General features: G+C 52.8%; 17 protein-coding genes and 2 pseudogenes. 11 read left to right on the top strand and 8 right to left on the bottom strand.

Annotated features, from left to right (window positions below):
• The first annotated feature begins 28 nt into the window (after positions 1–28).
• Complete coding sequence (locus WFP70_RS04005) at positions 29–925, top strand: LysR family transcriptional regulator (RefSeq protein ID WP_337022669.1); 897 nt, start codon at positions 29–31, stop codon at positions 923–925.
• On the opposite strand, the gene WFP70_RS04000 is transcribed toward WFP70_RS04005, so the two are convergent.
• Positions 915–1,817, bottom strand: a complete 903-nt coding sequence (locus WFP70_RS04000; protein ID WP_034827216.1) for a ParB/Srx family N-terminal domain-containing protein — start codon at positions 1,815–1,817, stop codon at positions 915–917. The two genes, WFP70_RS04005 and WFP70_RS04000, sit on opposite strands and share 11 nt — an antisense overlap.
• A gap of 132 nt (positions 1,818–1,949) precedes the next feature.
• On the opposite strand from WFP70_RS04000, the gene WFP70_RS03995 reads away from it, so the two are divergent.
• Entirely contained in the window at positions 1,950–2,582 is a 633-nt protein-coding gene (locus tag WFP70_RS03995) for a DapH/DapD/GlmU-related protein (protein WP_337022668.1), read from the top strand.
• A 2-nt stretch (positions 2,583–2,584) separates the two neighbouring features.
• Here WFP70_RS03995 and WFP70_RS03990 read toward each other — a convergent pair whose 3' ends face one another.
• The 3 genes from WFP70_RS03990 to WFP70_RS03980 form a co-directional block, all read right to left on the bottom strand.
• Positions 2,585–3,904, bottom strand: a complete 1,320-nt coding sequence (locus WFP70_RS03990; protein ID WP_337022667.1) for an MFS transporter — start codon at positions 3,902–3,904, stop codon at positions 2,585–2,587.
• A 173-nt stretch (positions 3,905–4,077) separates the two neighbouring features.
• Positions 4,078–5,313 carry an MFS transporter gene (locus tag WFP70_RS03985; protein WP_337022666.1) on the bottom strand — a complete coding sequence of 412 codons (1,236 nt, stop codon included), beginning with the start codon at positions 5,311–5,313 and terminating at the stop codon, positions 4,078–4,080.
• A 10-nt stretch (positions 5,314–5,323) separates the two neighbouring features.
• The gene (locus tag WFP70_RS03980; protein WP_337022665.1) at positions 5,324–6,463 is read right to left on the bottom strand and encodes a metallo-dependent hydrolase; all 1,140 of its coding nucleotides are present in this window, start codon (positions 6,461–6,463) and stop codon (positions 5,324–5,326) included.
• A gap of 434 nt (positions 6,464–6,897) precedes the next feature.
• Here WFP70_RS03980 and WFP70_RS03975 point away from each other — a divergent pair, with 434 nt between their 5' ends.
• Positions 6,898–8,127, top strand: a complete 1,230-nt coding sequence (locus WFP70_RS03975) for a Fic family protein (protein WP_337022664.1) — start codon at positions 6,898–6,900, stop codon at positions 8,125–8,127.
• Between the two features lie 408 nt (positions 8,128–8,535).
• Entirely contained in the window at positions 8,536–10,896 is a 2,361-nt protein-coding gene (locus WFP70_RS03970; RefSeq protein ID WP_337022663.1) for a membrane-bound PQQ-dependent dehydrogenase, glucose/quinate/shikimate family, read from the top strand.
• A 55-nt stretch (positions 10,897–10,951) separates the two neighbouring features.
• Here the strand turns inward: WFP70_RS03970 and katE are convergent, their stop codons facing one another.
• Positions 10,952–13,216 (bottom strand): catalase HPII, encoded by a 2,265-nt coding sequence (gene katE, locus WFP70_RS03965; protein WP_337022662.1) that lies wholly within the window; start codon positions 13,214–13,216, stop codon positions 10,952–10,954.
• A gap of 301 nt (positions 13,217–13,517) precedes the next feature.
• On the opposite strand from katE, the gene WFP70_RS03960 reads away from it, so the two are divergent.
• On the top strand, positions 13,518–13,718 hold the full coding sequence (locus WFP70_RS03960; RefSeq protein WP_058959946.1) for a hypothetical protein: 201 nt from the start codon (positions 13,518–13,520) through the stop codon (positions 13,716–13,718).
• Between the two features lie 60 nt (positions 13,719–13,778).
• Positions 13,779–14,012: a hypothetical protein gene (locus WFP70_RS03955; protein ID WP_058959945.1), complete on the top strand. Its 234-nt coding sequence runs from the start codon at positions 13,779–13,781 to the stop codon at positions 14,010–14,012.
• A 283-nt stretch (positions 14,013–14,295) separates the two neighbouring features.
• Here the strand turns inward: WFP70_RS03955 and WFP70_RS03950 are convergent, their stop codons facing one another.
• Entirely contained in the window at positions 14,296–14,841 is a 546-nt protein-coding gene (locus tag WFP70_RS03950; RefSeq protein ID WP_337022661.1) for an AAA family ATPase, read from the bottom strand.
• A 14-nt stretch (positions 14,842–14,855) separates the two neighbouring features.
• Positions 14,856–15,458: a LysE family translocator gene (locus tag WFP70_RS03945; protein ID WP_337022660.1), complete on the bottom strand. Its 603-nt coding sequence runs from the start codon at positions 15,456–15,458 to the stop codon at positions 14,856–14,858.
• A 138-nt stretch (positions 15,459–15,596) separates the two neighbouring features.
• Between WFP70_RS03945 and WFP70_RS03940 the strand changes: the two genes are divergently transcribed.
• Positions 15,597–16,238: a glutamate racemase gene (locus WFP70_RS03940; protein WP_337022659.1), complete on the top strand. Its 642-nt coding sequence runs from the start codon at positions 15,597–15,599 to the stop codon at positions 16,236–16,238.
• A gap of 46 nt (positions 16,239–16,284) precedes the next feature.
• Here the strand turns inward: WFP70_RS03940 and WFP70_RS03935 are convergent, their stop codons facing one another.
• Entirely contained in the window at positions 16,285–16,857 is a 573-nt protein-coding gene (locus WFP70_RS03935; protein WP_337022737.1) for a DUF6622 family protein, read from the bottom strand.
• 401 nt (positions 16,858–17,258) lie between these two features.
• On the opposite strand from WFP70_RS03935, the pseudogene WFP70_RS03930 reads away from it, so the two are divergent.
• From WFP70_RS03930 to WFP70_RS03915, 4 genes and pseudogenes are all read left to right on the top strand, one after another.
• A pseudogene (locus WFP70_RS03930) lies at positions 17,259–18,023 on the top strand (TonB-dependent receptor plug domain-containing protein); the annotation flags it as partial.
• Positions 17,999–18,763: pseudogene (locus tag WFP70_RS03925) on the top strand (YncE family protein); the annotation flags it as partial. The pseudogenes WFP70_RS03930 and WFP70_RS03925, both read left to right, overlap by 25 nt.
• Before the next feature lie 205 nt (positions 18,764–18,968).
• Positions 18,969–20,117, top strand: a complete 1,149-nt coding sequence (locus WFP70_RS03920) for an efflux RND transporter periplasmic adaptor subunit (protein ID WP_337022658.1) — start codon at positions 18,969–18,971, stop codon at positions 20,115–20,117.
• A 1-nt stretch (position 20,118) separates the two neighbouring features.
• Positions 20,119–23,280 carry an efflux RND transporter permease subunit gene (locus WFP70_RS03915; protein ID WP_337022657.1) on the top strand — a complete coding sequence of 1,054 codons (3,162 nt, stop codon included), beginning with the start codon at positions 20,119–20,121 and terminating at the stop codon, positions 23,278–23,280.
• Position 23,281 lies beyond the last annotated feature (1 nt).

Below are 23,281 nucleotides of genomic sequence, written 5' to 3'. Positions count from 1 at the left end.
GCGCTGCATAAAGGTATCTATAAAACAGATGGAGTTACGCCACATACGCTACTTCCTTGCTGTTGCCAGCGAGCGTAATTTTACGCGCGCAGCGGCGAAACTCGGCATAGGACAGCCACCGCTCAGCATGCAAATCAAGGATCTCGAAACAGAGATTGGCTATGCGTTGTTCAACCGCACTGCACAGGGTGTGGAACTGACGGAGGCCGGACGTGCATTTTTGCAATCCGTTCAGCCTCTGCCGGGTATCGCTTCTGGGGGGGTGGATGCCGCACGCCGCGCGGCACAAGGTGAATCAGGTTCGTTGCGCTTAGGGTTTACGGGCACCGTGGGGACGAATCCGCTGGTGCCTGGTTTTATCCGCGCCTTCCGACAGGCCTATCCCGACGTGATGCTGAACGTGATGGAGGCCAACTCCATTGTGTTGCTTCAGGCGCTCGCCAATCAGCAACTGGATATCGCGCTACTACGGCAGGAAAACGCGATACCGGATAACGTGACGGTTCAGCTCTTATTGCAGGAACCGCTGGTGGCTGCATTGCCACTTAACCATCCGCAGGCGCGCTTACGCGGTAAAATTGCGTTGCCGTCGTTGCGCGACGAGCACTTTATTTTGACACCGAAGGAGAGCGGTACCAGCTTGCGTGAATCGGTGCTGCAAGCCTGCCGCCAGCAGGGCTTCACCCCGGTAGAAGGGCAACCCGCGCCGCATATCGTTTCGATATTATCGGTCGTGGCAGCGGGGTTAGGGGTATCGCTGGTGCCGGAATCGATGCGCCAATTCAGCTTATCAGGCGTGGTTTTTAAACAGATAAAAGCGCCGGTACCGACCACCGGATTAGCGGTGGCCTGGCATGAGCATGCATTGGCGGCAACGGCGCACAATTTTCTGGGTTTAGTCAGAGGCAGTGGCGTTATTGTTTAAACGCCCAGCCAAGTTTGCCATCCGCAGAAATCATCTTATCGAGTTTCTTCTCGTTGACCTTTTTCATCGCCCCCAACTTTTCAGCGGTGAGCGGTCCGGCATCGCTCTGGGCAATCACCGTGTCTTTAGGTACGTCGGTGATTTTTTCAGCAATGGCGGTGACCGCTGCGCCATAGCCTTTGCGATCGTGCAGATCGAATGATTTCAGCGGCAGTTCAGTCTCCAGCCATTTACCCCAATAGAATTCAAGGAACGGCGGCGGATTGTCCTCTTTCTCAAAGCCGATATCGCGCACGAAATAGACCAGCGAACGATATTCATCATCCTGCATGTGTTTACGGCCCAACTCTTTCGGCAGGTCATGCGGGGTGATTTTGCCTTTAGGCGTATCCAGCCAGACCAGATGGGCGGCTTCCATTTGCTGCCAGAACGCATTCATCGTTTTCAGACTGCGGAAATCATTGGTGATGCGCACCTGTACGCGCGTTTTCAAACCACCAATATCCGCGAAATTACTGAAGGTGTGATGCCCATCAGTGAGATAGAGCGCATTATCCGGGGCGATGACGGCAGTTTTCATCGGTCCTGGCTGCGCACCCACCGGGGCTTTACAGGTGAAGCTGTCAGGATCGGAGATGCGTGATTTGCTGTTGAACTTGTCTACGCCTTTCTGTCCCATGCTTTCGCAAAAATCATCGAACAGCTTTTTGGGATCGGCCTGGTAACGGTGCAGTTTGTAATCTAACTGACGATAACCAATTGCGGCTTGCGTGGGATGCAATTGTGATAACTGCACCTGCACGATATCACCTGCTTTGATATCAGCGGGCAGTGCCGCTGACGCCTGGCCAGAAGACCACAATAGAGCTAACAGTGACCACGGTGTTCTCATTCCCTTTCCTTAAATGGCCTCAAACGAAGCCGCTACGATAGCATTTCTGTCATCTTGCCGCTTTAGTGTTGTGCTTCGCGCTTGAACTATTACAACCCGTTATCCAGACCTCTGACCACATTGGAGCTTGCTATGGCCCTCGCCGCTGTCCAACCGGCTAAACTGCAACACACCGTCATCGATCCTAGCGTGCGTATGCGCGAAACCCACATTGGTCAGCAATGTGAGATCCTCGCCGAAAGTTATCTTGAATATAGCGAGTTGGGCGATTTTTCTTACCTCGGCGAGCACTGTTGTGTCGCTGATGCGCAGATTGGTCGCTTTACCGCGATTGCCAATCAGGTGCGTATTGGTGCGCCAAATCATCCGATGGATCGTGCTTCCCAACATCGTTTTACCTACTGCCCGGAATATTATGATCCGCAGGCGCAGCGTGACGCAGGCTTCTTTGCCGATCGCCGCGAGGACCGCGTGATCATCGGTAATGATGTGTGGATTGGTCATGGCGTCATTGTGCTGCCGGGCGTGACCGTTGGTGACGGCGCGGTATTGGCGGCTGGCGCGGTTGTGACCAAAGATGTGGCCCCTTACGCCATTGTGGGCGGCGTCCCTGCGAAACCCATTCGTGGCCGCTTCACACCAGAAATCGCGGCGCAGTTGCAGGCGATTGCGTGGTGGAACTGGCCGCTGGAGAAGCTGATGACGCATCTGGCGGATTTCCAATCGCCAGACATTGCTGCGTTCTGCCAGCGGCACGCGGTGTAAAATTACATCGCCTGCTGTGCTGCCACTTTGGGTGCATCAGCCTGCAGGCGTTTCTCGGGTTGTAATAGCGTCATCGCCAGCATGCTGCCAAACGCAATGCAGGCGGTAACGGTGAACATGGCGTTATAACCGTAATATTCCGCCAGCCAGCCGCACAGCATCGGGGAGATGATGGAGGCAAGGTTGGCTATCGCCAGCGTCATGCCACTGTAAGCACCTACCGAAGCTTTTGGCGTCACATCAATCACCACCGACCAATACACGTTATTCACCAGCGCATTGAGCGCGTTACCTAGCGTCATCAGAGCGATGATCCCTGCCGCTGAACTGACCCACGGAATCGCCATGAAACAGCAGGCGGTCGCGCACAGCGTGACGGCTGCGAAGACGTTCCTTGCCAGGCGAAGGTTGTTAAAGCGTGCCAGCAAACGATCGGCTATACGCCCGCCAAGCAACACAGTGAAACAGGCACCGCTCCACGGAATCATCGCCACGTACCATAACGAATGTAGATCGTAGTGGAAGTTATCTTGCAGATATTTAGGCAGCCAGGTGACCAGCGTAAAGGTGATATAGAGAAAACTGAAATAGCCAAGTGCGTTGCACACCAGCGTGCGACTGGTAAAGAAACGCCACCACGGCAGTGCACCCTCATGTTGGCTTTCAGGCTTTTGTCCATTGATGATCAGCTGACGTTCGGCCGTATTGGCGCGGGGATGCAGCAGCGGTGTGTCGGTAAAGTTGCGTGCAAACAGCAACATCGCCAGCAGCGAGAAAGCGCCGAGCAGGATAAACATCATGCGCCAGTCGTTGGTTAACAGCAGCAAACCCACGGCAATGGGTGCGGTCAGCAGTGAGCCTACCTGAGTGCTGAGCAAACCGATGCTCAGCGCAAAACCGCGTTCATTATCCGGGGCCCAGTGGGCGATGGTTTTGTTCATCAGCGCATAGGCCGGGCCTTCGGAGAAGCCAAACAGGATGCGCAGTGCTGCAAACCCCATAATGGCCGAACCGCCGAACAGCGCCATGCCGACTTCACCGGCCCATGCGGTGGCAATTTCCAGCAAGGACCAAAGAATCCCCGCCATCAACCACACTTTTTTGGTGCCCAATCTATCAGCGAGAAATCCGCCACACAGTGAGCCGAACAGGTAGCCAAAACCGAAATAGCCCAATACCGCACCCAGTTGAACTTTGGTGAAGTGAAATTCCTGAGAGATAGCGTTAGCAGCAAACGAGAGCGCGCCACGGTCGACGTAGTTGATCAGCGCGATGAGAAACAGCAGTGAAAAAATAGTGTAGCGAGTAGAGGATGCTTGCATAGCGCGACTCCTGAAATAGAACACAGGATTCATTAAGCAAAGCTGATGCCAGAATGGTAAGGCTGCTAACAATTAGCGCGGATATACAAGGTAAGGCCTTTCTGTAGCAAGGGCGACCATCAGGACGCCCATTGTATGTCTGTCTGCACCAGCATGATCACATAAGCGTTCTTTTATAGTGCGGCGGATTGTACCTGAGCCATCGGGTGGCGATTACGCCACCAGCCAAATGCCAACAATGAAAGGCCGCCAACAATCACCAGTGCACCGAGCAGGGCGAATCCTGAGGTATAGCTTCCGGTTCGGGCATACAAAATCGCAACCATAAAGCCCGCCAATGTGCCACCACCTCCCGCACCCAGGCCATTAACGATCCCGGCTGCCGCGCCTACCGCGTGAGGACGCACGCTGGACTGGATAATCGACCAGATGTTTGGTGTGAAACTGCTGGCGTAATAACCCATAGCGAGCGTTATCAGCGTCATTTTTATCACGCCGCTCTGTACCAGTGGCAGCACCAGTAACATGGCGCCGGGGATCAGCAACCCAAGCGAAGCGATAAGAATACGTTTGCCGGTTTTATCGCTGAGCCAGGACATCGGTATGGCCAGCACCACGGCGAGAAGATAAGGCAGCGAACTCGCGATGGCTGCACTCCAGCCACTGAAGCCCAGAGAACTCACCGCCATTGGAATCCATAACGTAATCCCCCAGAACAACATGCCCTGTGTGAGATAGGTCACGATCAGCAATACAAATGACAGTCCGCCGAAATCTGCACGTGTGAGGCGCGCCTGACGTGGGGCGACCTTTTCCTGTTGAACCGGTGCATCGCGCGTGTTTAATAATACGCGTGCATACAATGGCACCATGATCAGTAAACCAATCCCCCCACACAGGAAGAACAGATTGCGCCAACCCATCAGGTCATGCAGTGGCGTTAAAATGATAAAGCCAAGGCCCAGCGCCAGAAACTGCCCGTAATAGTGAATCAGGCTGTTAGCGCGCGTCAGTTCCGAAGGAGTAAACCATAAGCGTACAAAACGGGATTGTTGCGGCCAATAGATGCCTTCCGCCACACCCAGAACAAATCGGCAGGCAACTAACAGCATGACGGTACTGGCAAAGCCGGTAGCCAGTGTCGCGACAGACCACAGCGCCATCATGCCGATAGCGATGGTTTTTGGATCGTAGCGGGTGGTGAAAATGCCACCCGAAATGTTGGCCACAATATAGCCAATCAGGAAGGCGGTTAATACCAGGCTTGAGGTGGTGGCAAAATCTGCGCCACTGAAGCCAAGATCATTCGCCACCTCTTTTAATGTGACGGAAAGGTTAGTGCGGTCGATGTAGGAGATAAACATACCTAACATCAGCGTACCGCCGATACGAAGCCAGGGAGATCGCATAAGGAATACCTCAGTGAAGGCCAAAATTGGCGCGCCACAGTGGCATGCCGGATTTCAGAGTGAGTTGAGGCACCAGCAACTGGCTACCCGTCAGGGTATGCTGATGGACATCGGTGAAGGTGACATCGCGTTTTTCGAGTCGGAACAGTGCCACATCGGCACAACTGCCAGGCTGCAGAGTGCCTATTTGTTGAGACATGCCCAGCAACGCGGCCGGGCGCGCAGTACAGCGTTCGACCACATCAAACAGTGACATGCCCATAGCTAGAAATTTAGACATCACCCAGGGGAGGCCAAACACCGGCGGGCGATTGAGCGTCAGAGCGGAGAGGTCGCTGCTAATGATGTCGGGTAAGAAGTCATCGGCGACGGCCAGCTGTGCGACGCGTTGAGAGAAATTATTGCGTCCGTGTGCGCAATCAAAGATCACGCCTCTTGCGCGAGCTTGTCGAGCCGCAGCTTTGACCCGGCCATTGTCGTCGAGCAGGGTGTCACCCTTGCCGTGGAAGCAATGCGCGAAGACGTCTCCGCTGCGGAATATTTCCAGCAGTTGTTCGGTGGTATGCACCGGATCGGTCATGTGAACAGCCACACGGCAGTCGAGCTGCGTGGCCATCTCTACCGCGCGAAGAAAAGGCTGGGAACCCAGCTCGCCCACGACTGCACGCTCCTGTTTCAGCTTCAGCCCCAGCAGCGTTTCGGGATAACGGCGGAACAGTTGCTGCAGACTGGGGAAATCAAAATAGTCCGGGTTATGGTTTTCCTCTTGCCAAAGTTGTCCGCCGGGATAAGCCGTCACAAACGCTTTGATACGCACCAGGCTGCGGGGAATCTGGTCACGTAAAAAACTTTCAACATTCGCAGAGCCTGCGGAGCCGGCATCAACAATGGTGGTCACGCCGAAAGGTAATGAGGCGAGATCGGGCGGGACGCTACTGTGCGTTCCGCCATAAAAGACATGCGCATGATAATCAATCAGTCCTGGAAACAGGTAGCAATCCTTAGCATCAACGATCTCGGTACGGGCGCTAACGGGGGTATCGGGAGAGGCAATCAAATCATCGAGGATATGAATATCCTGGCGCTCCTGGATATTCCTGGCGGGATCAATAACTTCAGCATTTTTGATTAAGATGTGACTTTCAGACATCGCAGGGCAACCTCTTATCGGGGGTTATTTACTTTTCCTGACATTCAAGTCTGACGACAAAAGTGGCGTTGCGCCTCGGTCATTTGCATGGAATTTTCATTAAAGCCAAACGATTTTCTGGCAAAAAAGACAAAGCACTTTTATCTGTCTCACACTTATCCTGATTCTGTGATCGCCGCTGGAATAAGCTGTTCAGACATGAAAAATTACGAATTAAACGTCTTTAATGCATGGCTATCTGCCTTGTGTTTTATTTTGGTTTGATGTTAGTTGATTAATAAAATCAATCAATTAACCATTTATTGTTTACGTTTGCCTCATGCTTATATCTCAAGTAAACTCAAAATACGTCATTTTTGAGATTTCTTGCGATGAGATTACGCCGCCCGCCCAAGCAACTGCTTGATACCCAGACGAGCGCTGAAAGTGCTGAGATGCTGAGCCGATATGCTGAGTGGGATTTGCGCTATCTGCATTTTGACGAACTTAGTCGTCGAATCCGGGATGCTGATGAACGGTTGGCGGTGTGGAGCGCGTTAAAATTTAAACGGCGCAGTACGGCTCAACATTTTGTCATTGCGTCACAAGAAGTCAGTTGCAACTTTACCGCCAAAATCAACGCGGCTATTTCCCTGGTGGATCGCATGACCTTTGCGCGCAATGGTGAGCCCACTGATGAGGACGCGGCCTCCTATCTGATGTCACAATTGATCATGGAAGAAGCAATCTCCTCCAGTCAGCTCGAAGGCGCAGCAACGACCTCGCGTGTGGCGATGGAACTGCTGGCGGTAGGCCGGGAACCCCGCAACGAAGATGAGAGCATGATCATGGGCAATTGGCGGCTGATGCAGCATATTGCCGCCATGGGCGATGGACCGCTAACGCGTGCCGATATCCTGCACATGCATCACATCGCTTGTGCTGGCATCAATGACGAAAAATATCGGCCCGGTGAGGTGCGCGGCAACAATGATGTTTTTGTGGCAGGTCGCGATGGCGAAATCATCCATCAGCCGCCCGATTACACCGCATTGAATGGCATGCTGGATGCGTTGTGCGCTGAAGTCGAATTCCTGGAACAGCAGGGAACACACCCATTGCTGGTGGCCTGTGTTCTGCACTTTGCCATTGGTTATATTCATCCCTTCAATGATGGCAATGGCCGCACCGCACGAGGCTTGTTCTATCATCATTTGATTCGTCGTGGTTATCACGCCTTCCGTTACATTTCGATCAGCAAACTCCTCAAGGCGGCCTCCATTAAATACGGTATGTCATACCTTTACAGCGAAACGGATGAGCTCGACCTGACCTATTTTGTCCAATTCCAGTGTGAAATAGTGATGCGTGCGGTGAATGCCTTCACAGAGCAAATCACTACGCTGCGTCAGGAACGGGCGCGTCTGGTGCATTGGGTAGACGAAAATATGTCGTTGGCGAAAGGTGAGCTGGACATCATGGCGATTGCGCTACATGCGCCGGGTTCGCTATTGAGCGCAGCAGGGGTGAAATTAAGACTGGGTGTCGCCGATAATACCGCACGCAGTCGGCTGAAAAATCTGGCCGATCTTGGATTGTTAAGACCGATAAAGGAGGGAAAGGGCACGGTGTATCAGGCGCCGGTCTCCTTGTGGAAACTGAAAGAGTGGCTTAAAAAACGCTGAGTAATCGCAAGCAATCGCAAAAGTGACGTTTTTTGCGATTGCTTGCGATCCGATTCAAACCCTTCGTGAGCGATAATTGCGCCTGACGTACCCAACACATCCACTACGGTAAAGTTGCGCGATGACCCCATACATCTGTCAAGATAAAAAACCCCCCGTTCCTGTTATCAAAAAATGCGATTTATCCTCACTAATGATTAATTCTCACGAAGATAAGTGAAACGTGATTTCAGTCACACATTGAGCTCGGCGGGATTCATCAGTCATTAGCCCGGCTACATTCATAAGCGGAGCTAACGACACACTCAGCAACGGGTTTTTACTGTTCGATAACGTAAGTTAAAATTCTGTTGAGTTTATGTGGGTTTATTTTGGGTGGTATTTGATGAAAAACGTTGAGGGATTGGCATGGTTAACAAATTAACCAGTATCGTGCTGGCGATTCTGGCATTAGCGCTGCTCTATATGGGTGGAAAGTTGCTGATGCTGGGCGGCAGCGCGTTCTATGCATTGATGGCGGTGGGCTTACTGATCACCGCCATTTTACTGTTCAGAAACCAACGTAGTGCGCTGGCGCTGTATGCGGTTCTGATGTGGATTACCCTGGCCTGGATTATCTGGGAAGTGGGCTTTGATAAATGGCAGTGGATCCCACGCGGCGACCTGTTTGGCGTGATTGGCCTGTGGCTGGCGGTGCCGTGGGTGGTGAAACCGCTGTATCAAGGCGAACGCCGCTTCCACACCTTCCTGGGTGGCACGGTGATCGTGATGATTGTGGTGGTGATCGGTCTGTGCTTCTACGATCCGTTACCGCAGGCGGGCACGATTAGCAATGCGCGTGAACAAGCTAGCGAGCAGGGCGCCGCTAACGACTGGACAGCGTACGGCGGCACCACTGATGGCCAGCGTTTCTCTTCACTGAATCAAATCACCAAAGAAAACGTGCAAAACCTCGAAGTGGCCTGGACTTACCACACTGGTGACCTGCGTCAGGATGCGGATGCAAGCGAATACACCTTCGAAGCGACGCCGGTGAAAGCCAACGGCATGCTGTATTTCTGTACGCCGCATAACGAAGTGCACGCACTTGATCCCGAAACCGGTGCAGTGAAGTGGAAGTACACGCCGAATAAAGATCGTTCTTACCTGCAGCAGCACCAGACCTGCCGTGGCGTGAGCTATTACGAGCAAAGCCCGGTCGCTGCGCAGGATTCTGCTGCAGCGCCGGCCATCTGCCGTAAGCGTATCTTCAACGCCACCACCGATGCACAGCTGATTGCACTGGATGCCGATACCGGCAAACCTTGTGCTGATTTCGGCACCAATGGTGTGGTGGATCTGCATGCCAACATGGGCGAAGTGCGTCCACATGCGTTGATGCAAACTGCCGCGCCGCTGGTGGCCGGCAAGCTGGTGATTGTCGGTGGTTCCGTGATGGACAACGGCTTTAACAGCGGTAACCCGTCGGGTGTGATTCGTGCTTATGACGCCGTAACCGGTCGTCTGGTGTGGAACTTTGATCCATCGAACCCAGAAAATACGGCGCCAATTGCTGCGGGACAAAACTATCCGCAGGATACGCCAGTCGCCTGGGGTACGCTGAGCGCTGACCTGAAAAATGGTCTGGTGTATGTGCCGTTTGGTAACGCGTCACCGGATGAAGTGGGTATCGAACGTGATGCCAACAGCAACACCGAGAAGTTCCGCGATGCGTTAGTGGCGCTGGATCTGCAGACCGGCGCATTTAAATGGCGTTATCAAAGTTCTAACCACGATCTGTGGGATCGCGATAACCCGTCTCAGCCGTCATTGCTGGATATCGATTATCAGGGCCAGAAACAGCCCGTGGTGATCCTGCCAACTAAAACCGGCAACCTGTTTGTCTTGAATCGCCTGACCGGTCAGCCCGTGTATCCGGTTAATCAGGTGAAGGTTTCCACTGAAGGTGGTGTGCCGGGTGAGAAGTTTGCCGCGACACAGCCGGTATCAAGCCTGAACTTTATTCCAGACCCGCTGACTGAGAAATCAATGTGGGGCATCACGCCGTTTGACCAGATGTCATGCCGCATGGACTTCCGTTCGCTGCGTTATGATGGCAACCCATGGACGCCAGCTACTGAAGCCGGTTCGCTGATCTTCCCGGGTAACATTGGCGTGTTCAACTGGGGTTCTGTGGCGGTTGATCCGCAGCGTCAGATGCTGATTGCCGCGCCTGTGCGCCTGGCTTACAAATACAACCTGATCAAGCGTACGCCGCAGACCGAAACGCAGCGTCTGTTCACCAAAGATGGTCAGCCATACTGGAATGAAAACTTCCAGGGTGACTACGCGATTCACATTCAGCAGCTGGCCTCTGGCCTCGGCATTCCGTGTATCGCACCGCCGTGGGGTCGTATGGTGGGCGTAGACCTGAAAACCGGGAAAACCGAGTGGTTGCGCCGTGTGGGTGTGACCAAAAACCTGAAAACCAGCTTCCTGCCGGGCCGCTTCCCAATCGGCTTCCCGATGGGCATGGTGGCACACGGTGGTCCATTGCTGACAGCGGGTGACCTGGTGTTCCATGGCGCAACCGCGGATAACTTCTTCCGCGCTTACGACAGCATCACCGGTGAACTGCTGTGGCAGACCGAGCTGAGCGCGGGTGCGCAGGCCACGCCGTCGACCTTTATGGGTAAAGACGGTAAGCAGTACGTGGTGATTGCGGCAGGCGGTCACGGTTCGCTGGGCACCCAGGCGGGTGACAGCGTAGTGGCGTTCCGTTTGAAGTAATGTGAAATAACAGCCAAGTCGTCCAGAGGAATATTCCTCTGGACGATGCGTAACATCAGGCAGGAACGGAAAGGGCTTTCTGGCTACGTGACCAGACACGGTGTGCTTTCATTGCATCTATAAAAGCACTCAGCAAAGCATCATCTGAACTGTCACCTTCAATAATTCCCTCTTCTTTTTCGCTCTCCTGCAGCGCAAACTGGGCTTTAAAGCGGCGTGCTTCACCGCTCAGGCCGATCACCTTCAGATGTTTATAAGCCTCCAGCAAGAAATAACGACTGTCACCACTCAGCAACAGCGCATCAATGTTGCCATCGGGTACAAACACCGCGTCAAAGGTCAGTGAAGGGAGCCCAGCAAAGGTCGCATCAATGGGTAAGACTGAACCATCGTCGGCACGAACCTGTCCCATGTGAGCCGCCAATAATTTTGTATGTACGCCAGCCGCTTTAAGTGACTGTAATACAGCCAGTACATCTGCTGATTTCACGCCATCGTTCAACAGCAGGGCAACCTGGCGGCCTTTGATATCACCGTCGGGAACAGCATACAAACTCAGACTACTGTCTTTCTGCAGGCCATTAACATCGGGTGCTGGCGGCGTCTTCAATTGATCAGCCGTCAAGGCAATCCCGAGGTTATCAGCAACCCCTTGCGCTAAGGCAATATCAATATTCAACAGATGATCGACCACTCGCTCACGAATGTACGGTCGGGCGACTTTGCTTAACTCAAATGAATAGGCATCGATGATGTGCTGTTGCTCGACAGGCGTTTGGCTTAACCAGAATAATCTCGGCTGAGAGTAATATTCGCCAAAGGACGGGCTATGCTCGCGCACTTTATGCCCCTCCATGCGCTCCTGATAACTGTCAAAGCCGCCACCTTCCGCTGCCGGCGGTGTTTCACGTGGCCAATTATCATTAATCGAATTGGGTTCATAATTCGCTGGATTAGTATCAATGTCCTGACGGTGCATGCCCTGCCGTTGGAAATTATGGTAAGGGCAAACCGGACGATTAATAGGGATCTCATGGAAATTAGGGCCACCCAGGCGGCTAATCTGCGTATCGGTATAGGAGAACAATCTGCCTTGTAGCAGGGGATCGTTTGAAAAATCCAGCCCCGGAACAATATGTCCTGGATGGAAAGCAACCTGTTCCGTTTCAGCAAAGAAGTTATCGGGATTGCGGTTTAATACCATCTTGCCAACGATTTCTACTGGCACCAGCTCTTCCGGAATCAATTTGGTGGCATCCAGGATATCGAAATCGAACTTAAACTCGTCCTCTTCGGGGATCAGTTGTAGGCCTAATTCATATTCCGGGAAGTCTCCGGCTTCAATGGCTTCCCACAAATCGCGTCGGTGGAAATCAGGGTCGCGTCCGGTCAGTTTCTGCGACTCATCCCAGAGCAAAGAGGCTTTACCTGCGACAGGCTTCCAGTGGAAGCGCACAAAGGTCGCTTTGCCTTCTGCATTAATCAGTCGGAAAGTGTGAATACCGAAGCCTTCCATGGTGCGGTAACTGCGTGGAATCCCGCGGTCGGACATCGCCCAGATAACGTTATGCAAGGTCTCAGGCTGCAGGGAAACGTAATCCCAGAAGGTGTCATGTGCACTTTGACCCTGAGGGATTTCATTGTGCGGCTCAGGCTTAACGGCGTGCACAAAATCCGGGAACTTATGAGCATCCTGAATGAAAAATACCGGGGTATTGTTACCCACTAAATCAAAAACCCCTTCATCGGTATAAAACTTAGTGGCAAACCCGCGAATATCGCGCACGGTGTCAGCCGATCCGGCACCGCCCTGGACGGTGGAAAAACGGACAAACACCGGCGTGACTCGTTCCGGATCAGAAAGGAAGTGCGCTTTAGTCAGCGCTTTTAACGAGTGGTATGGCTGGAAGTAGCCGTGTGCAGCGGATCCTCGGGCGTGAACGATGCGTTCAGGGATGCGTTCATGGTCAAAGTGCGTGATTTTTTCACGCATGATGAAATCTTCAAGCAAAGTCGGGCCACGCGTGCCCGCGCGCAATGAGTTTTGATCGTTCGCAATCCGCGTGCCCTGATTCGTCGTTAGAGGCTGCTCGGTGCCGTTTTTACGATGCGCAGCAAGTTGCTCAAGCTTGGTGCTCTGTGTATCAGGAGCTTTAAGGCTGCCCGGTGCCGTAGGCTGCTTTCCGGGTGGAGTTGGTTCAGCGGGAGGTTGGTGTGAACCGTCTTTGGGTGCCAGCGACCCTAATCCAGGTTGTGATGATTCTGGCCCTTTCGTCGGGGCTCGCTGAGTCAGCTTTTTCTTATCGGTTTCGCTCGACATTGCTATTCTCCAGTGACTGATTTAATGACCCCATTAAATATAGGAGAAGAAAAAATATTAGCAGGTGGTTATTTGTTCGAACGAAAATAAACGAAGCCGTAATAAACGAAGCCGTATAAATGGTTCAATCTCGGGCAAGTGCAGGTCAGAACGTTGTCAGTGTTTTTACACAGTGATAAAAGCCAAGCGGGAAATTATTGATGTCCGGATACATGCGATTAAATAATTAAAGCGCTAAGTCATGAAAGCGAACTTTTAAAATATAGCCTAACCTAAAACATTCCTTCCTAAGGAGTTAATTATGAAAGCACATAATACAAACGAACAGCGAAAGAAAGAAGGCGATGTCAAAAAAGGCCTTCCGGAGGCCGCGCCCAATGCCGGCAATGCGTACGAAGAGGATGATCATCCCGCTACAGATAATCCTGATGAACATGGCGAGATCCCTCGCACGCGTGATGATAGCCAGGATCACAAGCACGATCCTTTCAAGGATAAGTAGCGTGAGTCGCGCATTAAAAGTGCGTAATCATTGATTTTTATAGCATTAAGGGGATAAGCAATGGATTATTCTTCACTTGCAAATGAATTGGGTCTGACGGAAGACGAAGTCAAGGAGATGGGTCTACACTCAGACGATATTTTTCAAGAGAATAGCTCTTCAGGTACGCCATCAGGGGCGTATTATTTCAATGTGCCTGACGGCACGCCAGACCGTATCCTGGGAAAAAAAGGCTGGTCGTTAGGAGAGCGAGTAAAAATTAACAGTAACGTGTTTGATGTCAGCAATAAATAATGATGTTCTGCACGTCCTCGACTTCACATTTCACCAAAAAATTTTCATCGCTACAAAAATAAAGCCCGGGAGTGGTGGCAACCGGGCTTGTACAATCCTGTACCAAACATTTCCAATGAGAGCAGGTCTTATCACAGGGCGTAATAAAGACTTATTTATCATAGCCGGCCCTAAAGGGATTGCATGCGAAGCGGTAAATATTAACGTTGTCAGGATGCCGGTTATCTTCTGAATTCAATCAAATCCATGATTAAATTATTGCCACCAAGGCTTGACGCGTGGATTAGATTTTGTCCGTGAGCAAGCCCCATTCTCGGTAGAGTTGGTTAACCTCATAAGGGGAGCTAAGCAACAGCTTGGGCAAGGTCCATTCCGCATACATGCGTTGGTTACGCGGGCGATGGCGCCGAGAGGTGATAAGCAGATAACGCGTCATTTCCCAGGTCAACTTCTCGCGCTGATGTGAGGGGACAACACCGCCAATGCGCTGGGCATCAAACAGCGTACGACGCAGATAACGAAAGAAACTTTGAGTCGGTGGCAGGTCAAGCAGAATGATACCGCTGGCACGCGTTAAGCGGTCAGGTAAGGTGCGCACATAATTTCCATCCATGATCCAGCTTTCCCCTGCGATAGCCTCAAGATGCAGTTGCCGAAAATCTTCTTCGGCGCGGGCTTGCCAGTGCGTGTTGGGGAGGTGATAAAGCTGATCCAGGTGGATCAGCGGGCGCGCTGTCTTGCTGGCGATGGCCTGAGCCAGTGTCGATTTACCGCTGTTTGAAGGCCCCAAAATGCAGATGCGTGGGCCGAAGTCGCTTAATGCCATCATGATGAAAATCCTTTTTATGTCATAAAAAGCTGAACCAAATTGCTGATAGCAAAAAACACCAGTATCAGCCCGCCGCCAATGTTGATGGCGATGGACAACTTACGAATGTTGATCACTCGTGCTGAAGTCAGCAGCGTAAAACAGATGATCACCAGCCACAGGGCCATAATGGCAACGTGTATGGAGGCCAGCAGCAGATAATGCAGCAAGGCATGATCGCGACCGGCGAATTGCGATACCACGGTGAGATACAACATCACCGCTTTTGGATTAAGCACATTGGCTAGCCAGGCATCTTTAATCCCCATGCGGGCGCTACGGTAAGAGGCGACGGGTTGGGAAATATGACGACCTCGACGCAACAACTGTACGCCGAGCCACAGCAGATAAGCAGCACCCGCCACGCTTAACAGATTAAAGATAATGGGGGAACGCACCAGCAGGGCGCTAATGCCCAGGCCAATCAGCAGCGCATGGGTATAAATACCCAGAGCCGTGCCGAGAATGATCGCCGCCAGCCCGCGCGTGCCTGCCACCAGCGTGTTGTTAATCGCGAGGGTGAAACTCGCCCCGGGCGACAAGGCCACAGGTAAGATCGCAATGATAAAGGCGAGCACGTGCAGGTTCATGAGGGTAACGGCTAAGGAATGTTAAATAATTTTGAATATTATTAGACGGTGAAGCAATAATCTACCACTGCAATCACGCCGCCAGGACTCAGCGGACCTATAAATAGCACAACAATAAGGATGACCATGACCCTCGCTTGCCTGCATACCGCCGCCAGTAATATCGCGCTGTTCGATCACGCGGCACACGCCCTTGAATTACCTCCCCACACACTGAGCCATATTGTGATGCCGCACCTGCTAGCCGAAGCAGAGCAAAGTGGCGGTATGACGCAGGAGCAACAGCAACGTTTGGCTCAGCTGTTGCAGAGTATGGGACCGTGGTTTGATGCGATAGTCATTACCTGTTCAACGCTGGGGCCAGTGGCCGATACCTTCCAGCCGCAAAAATCGGGCTGCCCGGTATATCGCGCAGACCGAATGCTGGCAGATCACCTGCATCAAATGGCAGGGCCTGCGCTGGTGCTCTGCGCGGCTGAGTCAACGCTAGCCGCCACACGCCTGTTGTTCTGTCCACCCACGCTGCCAGCGGAGAAACAGCCGCAGGTCGCGCTGATCCCTGATGCCTGGGCCGCATTTAAAGCGGGCGATCATCAACGCTACCACGCGCTCATCGCTGACGCGGTAACACAGGGACGCGAGCAGGGCGCACAACACGTAGCACTGGCGCAGGTATCGATGGCGGCGGCGGCGAACGGCATGTCGGAGAGCGAGCGCCCGTTGACGATTCCGCAGCTGGCATTAGCCGCGGTGATGGTAGAGCGTTAATGTCGCTAAGGGACGCCCGCGGGTGGCGTCCTCCCTCTTTTGCTCGCTAAAGGGATAATCTCTTACGCTGGCGATACCAGGGAATGAAATATACCAGCATACTTCCCCAGAATATCCCCGCAGTGACGCCGCTGATTGCACCGTGAATCAGATTAAAAGACAGGGAAGCGATTAATTCAGGGTGCAAAGCCACAGAAACGGAAAGCATATATTTAGCGGCAAAAGCCAATAACATAAATATCAATGGCAACACTGAACCTGGGCGAATTATCGTGCCGTGATTTTCACTGGAGATGGGTTTGCCTGTCGCGTGAGACAACATGGCACCGATGATACCCCCAATCAGTAAACCGATAATCATGGAAAACAGCGTATAAGCAACCCAGGTGGTTTCCCTAAATACGCCATAAAAGCCCCAAACTAAAAACAGCACAGGAATATAGAACAGCTTCTGCACCGCGATTTCACGGGTCTTTAGTGCCTTAATGCCACGGAAAATCAGATAGATGAATAATACCCATACCCAGGCTGGCGTATGTTTAATCAGCTCGATAAGTCCCATTTTTTCTCCAGTAGCCTGAGCAAGGTTAACAAAAAGTAATAATAACCCGCTTGTGATTTAAAATCACATCACTGTGAGATTATTTTAGTGCAGATTTTGGTTGGGCGGTAAAAACCGTTTAACCGTACAGGTTACTAATAACAATACGCTTTCATGAATGTGTAATATTTGTTTGCATCGCCTGATATTAGTGATTATGGTTGGCAACACTTTTTTACGCTTCACGAACATCTTCTTATAACAACCTCTGCACAAGAGGTGGCTTTGCTATTGCCGTTAGTCAGAAGAATAAAGACTGATGGCACTCAATAAAATGTGGGTTGTGTCAATAAACATGAATGTTTTTTTAAACCTTTGGGATGAAGGAGACACGCGAAATGCGTCAGTCTATTACCACACACCACGGCTATTATGCGCGTCGTAAAGTCATCAGTATCGCTATCGGCCTGTGTATTGGCATGTCGGGTTCCGCCGCCGCCGCAGAAAAGGACTCGGAGGAAGTTGCCAGCAGCCGCGAACGTAACTATCAGGATGAACAAGAGCTGGTGGTGACCGGGGAGAAAACGGAACGATCGATTTTTGATACCGGATCGAGCGTTGAAGTTTTTGATAGCCGCAGGATTGATTCACTGCCCGGTGCTGAAACCGTTTCAGACTTAATGCGGATGACCGCGAATACCGTTGATGTCGGGATCGGCAACGATCTGCCAACAGTGCGCGGGGTGCATGGCTCCGGCCCATCGACGGGTGCAGGGGCATTCCTTAGCGGAACACGCCCGCGTTTAGGATTATCACTGGATGGCCGTGCGCTCACCTATAACGAACAGGCCTATGGACCGCAATCGCTGTGGGATTTAGATCGCGTGGAAGTGTTTCGAGGGCCGCAAAGTTACATTCAGGGTCGCATTGCCATCGCCGGTGCGATTGTGATGACCACCAAAGATCCCAGCTTCGAATGGGAGAGCGCTATAAAGGGTGGATTTGGCAATCAGCACGCCTCATAACTGGCGGCGATGGCCAGTGGCCCACTGATTGATGAACAGCTGGCGTTTCGTGTCAGCGTTGATCGCCAGCGCCGCCGCAGTGACATCGATCTGCCCGCTTACACGCCGGTGGGCGATCCGCGCGAAGTGCAAACCACCAATGCGCGCGCCAAACTGCTGCTCAATCCGGCGGGGCTGCGTGAACTCACCACTAAATGCTGGAAGAGTTACAGCGCTTCGGTATCAGCGATGATTACTTGTACAAAGTACGTGAAGTGAAATATGACGCGCGCAGCGGTCGACTGTTTTTACCCGGTCTGGGCTACGGCGTAGAAAGTGTGCTGTTCGTCGTGGATACCCGCAAGCAGCAGCTTGAGAAAGTCATTCCTGGTTTTGGCTTTTACGCCACCGGTATCGCCATTGATGAAGCGGGGCGTCGGGTGTTTGTCTCCAATATGCAGGGGCAACTGATGACGCTGAACGCGGACACGCTTGAGATCACCCATACGCAGGAGATTGAAGCCGATCAACTGCTCAATCTGGTCTATGACCCGCAGGGGAATCGCCTGCTTGGCGTTGATCAGGGGATCGATCGTGACAAGCCGCGAAATAACTATCTGGGACAGACCTACACCCGACGCAGCAGCGGACATCAGCTGTTTGCTCTGGATGCAGACAGCGGCAAGGTTCTGGCGAAGGTGGATACCGATCAGGTGCCGATTGGCTTAATGCTGGATGCGCAGCAGCAGCGCATTTATGTCACCAACCGCAACGGTGTCAGAGTCGAAAAGGGCGCGGGCACGGTGACGATCTTTGATGCCCGATCGCTGCAGCGAATTAACACCCTGGCGTAGCCTCCGCACCCCAATAGCCTGGCACTCGATGAGGCTAATCACGCCCTGTTCGTCACGGTGAAAAATGACGGCGCGGCGACCAAAGCGGCAAAGCTTGAGAGTGTTGTACGTATATCGGCGGAATAATGCTTCGTCGCAGCACGAGAGTTCGTGCTGCGACGAAGTTTGGGAAAAGCATGTGTTATAACGACAAAGATTCATCATCACCTTATCTAAAGTCCGCATTGTAAAAATCCACTACGCCCTCTCTCTTTTCATTTTCCTGACAGTGTAAGGAAAGCTAATTTGATAGACTTCATTCTGAGAATGAACGTTCACTACAGGGTAATTCATGAAGAATTTTCAGCGCAGTGTGATCGCCGGGCTGGTGATGTTAGTCGCCGCCTGCGATCAAAACAGCAGTCAACAAGCCGCCACTCCGACCACCGAAGTGGGTGTTAAAACCTTGCAAAGCGAGTCAGTGGCGCTGGACAGCCAGCTCGCGGGCCGCGTGACGGGCAGTATGACCTCAGAAGTGCGCCCCCAGGTTGAAGGGATTATTTTGAAGCGCCTGTTTACCGAAGGGGATGAAGTGAAAGCCGGTCAGGTGCTGTATCAAATCGATCCGGCCAGCTATCAGGCCAGTTACGATCAGGCTTTGGCACAATTAAAGAATGCTCAGGCATTGGTTAAAAGCAGCAAACTCAAAGCGGAGCGCTATGCAGTACTGGTGAAAGAGAACGGCGTGTCGCGTCAGGATGCAGATGACGCGTTAGCCACTTACCAACAAAATGTCGCATCCGTGGATCAGTATCGTGCTGCGGTTGAAAGCGCACGCATCAACCTGAATTACACGCAGATCAAAGCCCCAATCAGTGGACGCATTGGCATTTCCTCCGTGACGCCAGGTGCGCTGGTGACTGCCAGCCAGACCACCGCGCTGGCGACCATTCGCGCGCTCGATCCTATTTATGTCGATCTCACCCAATCCAGCGTTCAACTGCTGAAGCTGAAACGTCAGCAGGCTTCCTTGCAGCAGAGCACGGATGCCGTGCCGGTGACGGTGAAACTCGAAGATGGCAGTGCTTATGACCATCCGGGCAAGCTGGAACTGACGGAAGTGTCGGTAGATGAAGCGACGGGCACCGTGACGCTGCGCGCGATTTTCCCTAACCCGCAACATGAGTTGTTGCCGGGCATGTATGTGCGCGCCAATGTGACTAACGGCGTTAAAACCGACGCGATCCTCGCACCGCAACAGGGCATCACACGTGACGCCAAAGGCAATGCCACCGCGCTGGTGGTGGATAAAGAGAATAAAGTCGAGAGCCGTGAAGTGGTGGCCGATCGCGTGATCGGCAATAAGTGGCTGATTACCTCTGGTCTCAACAGCGGCGACAAACTGATTGTTGAAGGTACCGGTAAAGTGCAGGCGGGCATGAGCGTTAAAGCCGTAGAAGTGACGCCAAACGATATAGCCGCGATCAGCGAGGGCAACTGATATGTTGGCTCAGTTCTTTATTCGTCGGCCGGTGTTTGCCTGGGTTATCGCCATCTGCATCATGATGTTCGGTTTACTCAGTATTAACAGCCTGCCCGTGGCGCAATATCCCGATGTGGCGCCGCCACAGATCAGCATTCAGGCCACCTACACCGGAGCCTCGGCGGAAACGCTGGAGAGCAGTGTCACCCAGGTGATTGAGCAGCAGTTGACCGGGTTGGATGGTTTACTCTATTTCAACTCCACCAGCACCGCATCGACCGGTCAGGTAAAAATCAATGTGACCTTCCAGCAAGGCACTGACCCCGATATCGCTCAGGTACAGGTACAAAACAAGGTTCAGCAGGCAGAAAGCCGTCTGCCTACCGCCGTGACCACACAGGGTGTCACCGTGGAAAAAGCGCAGAGCGACTTCCTGCTGATCCTTGCGGTGTACGATAAAACCAATAAAAGCAGTTCTTCCGATGTGGCTGACTATATGGTCAGTAATATGGAAGATACGCTGGCGCGTGTCAGCGGCGTCGGGAGCGTGCAGGTATTTGGTGCCGAATACGCGATGCGTATCTGGTTAGATCCGAGCAAGCTCGCCTCCTATTCGCTGATGCCGTCGGATGTCACCACCGCGCTGGAGAGCCAAAACACCCAGGTCTCTTCCGGCCAGTTGGGTGCGCAGCCTGCCAGTAAAGAGCAGCAACTGGTGGCAACGGTGCGTTCGCGTTCACGTCTGCAAACGCCTGAACAGTTCCGTAATATTGTGTTGAAAAGCCAGTCTGACGGTTCCGTGGTGCGCCTGAGTGATGTGGCGCGCGTCGAGATGGGTGATGAGGATTACAGTGCCAACGTGCTGGCGAACGGCCATCCCGCTTCGGGTATCGCGGTTCAGCTGGCGTCGGGTGCCAATGCGCTTTCCACCGCCGAACAGGTGAAATCCACCATCAATGAGTTCCGCAGCAGTATGCCTGCGGGTTATGAGATCGCTTATCCGCTCGACAGTACCGACTTTGTAAAAATCTCGATTGAAGAAGTGGTGAAAACGCTGATCGAAGCGGTGATTTTGGTGGTCATCGTGATGTTCGTGTTCCTGCAGAACATTCGTACCACACTGATCCCAGCGATTGCCGTGCCGGTCGTGTTACTGGGCACCTTTGGTGTGCTGTCGCTGTTTGGTTATTCGATTAACACCTTAACCATGTTCGGTATGGTGCTCGCCATCGGCTTGCTGGTCGATGATGCGATTGTAGTAGTGGAAAACGTTGAACGCGTGATGCGCGAAGAGGGATTACCACCGCGTCAGGCCACCGAAAAATCGATGAAAGAGATCACAGGGGCGCTGGTCGGTATTGCCTTAGTGCTGTCGGCGGTATTCCTGCCGATGACCTTCTTCAGTGGTTCAACCGGTGTGATCTATCGCCAGTTTTCGATCACCATTGTATCGTCGATGGTGCTGTCGGTGATTGTCGCGCTGACGCTGACGCCGGCACTCTGTGCCACCTTGCTGAAACCACATAACCATGAAAGCGGCACCAAAGGCTTCTTTGGCTGGTTTAACCGTAGCTATGAAAAAGTACAGGGGCGCTATCAAAACGGCGTCGGCCATGTGGTGCACAGTTCAGTACGTTATCTGCTGCTGTACGGCGTATTGTTGATCGGATGTGCGGTGCTGTATCTGCGCCTGCCGACCGGCTTCCTGCCGACCGAAGATCAGGGCTATATCATGGTGCAGTATCAGCTGGCACCGGGTGCCACGGAAAACCGCACCAGTGAAGTCCGTAAGCAGGTTCAGCAGTACTTCGCGACCAAAGAGAAAGATAACGTTAACGTCAGCATGCTGGTGAACGGCTTCAGCTTTGCGGGCAGCGGACAGAACGCCGGTATTGGCTTTATTTCGCTGAAAAACTGGAGTGAGCGTAAAGGCACAGAGAACAGCGCCGATGCGATAGCAGGACGTGCCATGGCTGCGCTGTCCAGTATTCGTGATGCACAGATTTTCGTGTTGTCACCGCCTTCAGTCTCGGGACTGGGCCAGTCCAACGGCTTTACCTTTGAACTGCAAGCACGCGGCGCAACCGATCGTGACCAACTGCTGAAGATGCGTAACCAGCTGATCGCTGAAGCCAATCAGGATCCGGTGTTGAGCGCGGTGCGTGCCAACTCGTTACCCGATTTGCCTCAGCTGGATGTGAGTATTGATGATGCCAAAGCGCAGTCACTGGGCCTGACCATCAGTGACATCAACACCACCTTGAGTGCAGCGATTGGCGGCAGTTACGTCAACGACTTCACCGACCGCGGTCGCGTGAAGAAGGTTTACATGCAGGGCGATCAGCAATTCCGCAGTAAGCCTGAAGATATCGATCAATGGTACGTGCGCGGAACGGATAGCAGCAGCAACACCACCATGGTGCCGTTCTCGTCGTTCGCCTCCTCAAAATGGGCTTACGGTCCAGATGTGCTGTCACGTTATAACGGCCTGGCTTCCTATGAGATTGAAGGATCGTCAGCATCGGGCAAGAGTTCGGGCGATGCCATCACCGCTATGGAAAAACTGGCGGCCAAACTGCCAACCGGTACCACCTATGCATGGAGCGGCCTCTCTTATCAGGAAAAACTCTCCGGCAACCAGGCAATGTCGTTGTATGGCATCTCCCTGATTGTGGTGTTCCTGTGTCTGGCCGCGCTGTATGAAAGTTGGTCAGTGCCGTTCTCGGTGATGATGGTGGTGCCGTTGGGCGTCATCGGTTCCTTGCTGGCCATTACGCTACGCGGTCTGGAAAACGACGTCTATTTCCAGGTAGCGTTATTGACCATCATTGGTCTCTCGGCCAAGAACGCGATTTTGATCGTGGAATTCGCTGAGGAGAACTATCGCAAGGGTGAGAACCTGGTGAAAGCCGCGGTGCATGCCGCCACCATGCGTTTGCGTCCGATCATCATGACTTCGCTGGCGTTTACCGCTGGGGTACTGCCATTGGCGATTTCCACCGGTGCGGGGGCGAACAGCCGTATCGCTATCGGCACCGGAATTATCGGCGGCACCCTGACCGCGACCTTGCTGGCCATCTTCTTTGTACCGCTGTTCTTTGTTCTGGTCCGTCGCGTTTTCCCGGCGATTCCGCATGACGATGCACAGTCAACCGAATCTGCTGTGAAGGCGGAGGAGTAAT

Origin of the sequence: Pantoea sp. USMM079 (assembly GCF_037153115.1) — a bacterium.
Lineage (GTDB): Bacteria > Pseudomonadota > Gammaproteobacteria > Enterobacterales > Enterobacteriaceae > Pantoea > Pantoea communis.
This window is presented reverse-complemented; position numbering and strand designations above follow the sequence as displayed.

Coding starts and splice junctions, on each gene's coding strand:
- WFP70_RS04005 (WP_337022669.1), top strand. CDS start 29: ATGGAGTTACGCCACATACGCTACTTCCTTGCTGTTGCCAGCGAGCGT.
- WFP70_RS04000 (WP_034827216.1), bottom strand. CDS start 1,817: ATGAGAACACCGTGGTCACTGTTAGCTCTATTGTGGTCTTCTGGCCAG.
- WFP70_RS03995 (WP_337022668.1), top strand. CDS start 1,950: ATGGCCCTCGCCGCTGTCCAACCGGCTAAACTGCAACACACCGTCATC.
- WFP70_RS03990 (WP_337022667.1), bottom strand. CDS start 3,904: ATGCAAGCATCCTCTACTCGCTACACTATTTTTTCACTGCTGTTTCTC.
- WFP70_RS03985 (WP_337022666.1), bottom strand. CDS start 5,313: ATGCGATCTCCCTGGCTTCGTATCGGCGGTACGCTGATGTTAGGTATG.
- WFP70_RS03980 (WP_337022665.1), bottom strand. CDS start 6,463: ATGTCTGAAAGTCACATCTTAATCAAAAATGCTGAAGTTATTGATCCC.
- WFP70_RS03975 (WP_337022664.1), top strand. CDS start 6,898: ATGCTGAGCCGATATGCTGAGTGGGATTTGCGCTATCTGCATTTTGAC.
- WFP70_RS03970 (WP_337022663.1), top strand. CDS start 8,536: ATGGTTAACAAATTAACCAGTATCGTGCTGGCGATTCTGGCATTAGCG.
- katE (WP_337022662.1), bottom strand. CDS start 13,216: ATGTCGAGCGAAACCGATAAGAAAAAGCTGACTCAGCGAGCCCCGACG.
- WFP70_RS03960 (WP_058959946.1), top strand. CDS start 13,518: ATGAAAGCACATAATACAAACGAACAGCGAAAGAAAGAAGGCGATGTC.
- WFP70_RS03955 (WP_058959945.1), top strand. CDS start 13,779: ATGGATTATTCTTCACTTGCAAATGAATTGGGTCTGACGGAAGACGAA.
- WFP70_RS03950 (WP_337022661.1), bottom strand. CDS start 14,841: ATGATGGCATTAAGCGACTTCGGCCCACGCATCTGCATTTTGGGGCCT.
- WFP70_RS03940 (WP_337022659.1), top strand. CDS start 15,597: ATGACCCTCGCTTGCCTGCATACCGCCGCCAGTAATATCGCGCTGTTC.
- WFP70_RS03920 (WP_337022658.1), top strand. CDS start 18,969: ATGAAGAATTTTCAGCGCAGTGTGATCGCCGGGCTGGTGATGTTAGTC.
- WFP70_RS03915 (WP_337022657.1), top strand. CDS start 20,119: ATGTTGGCTCAGTTCTTTATTCGTCGGCCGGTGTTTGCCTGGGTTATC.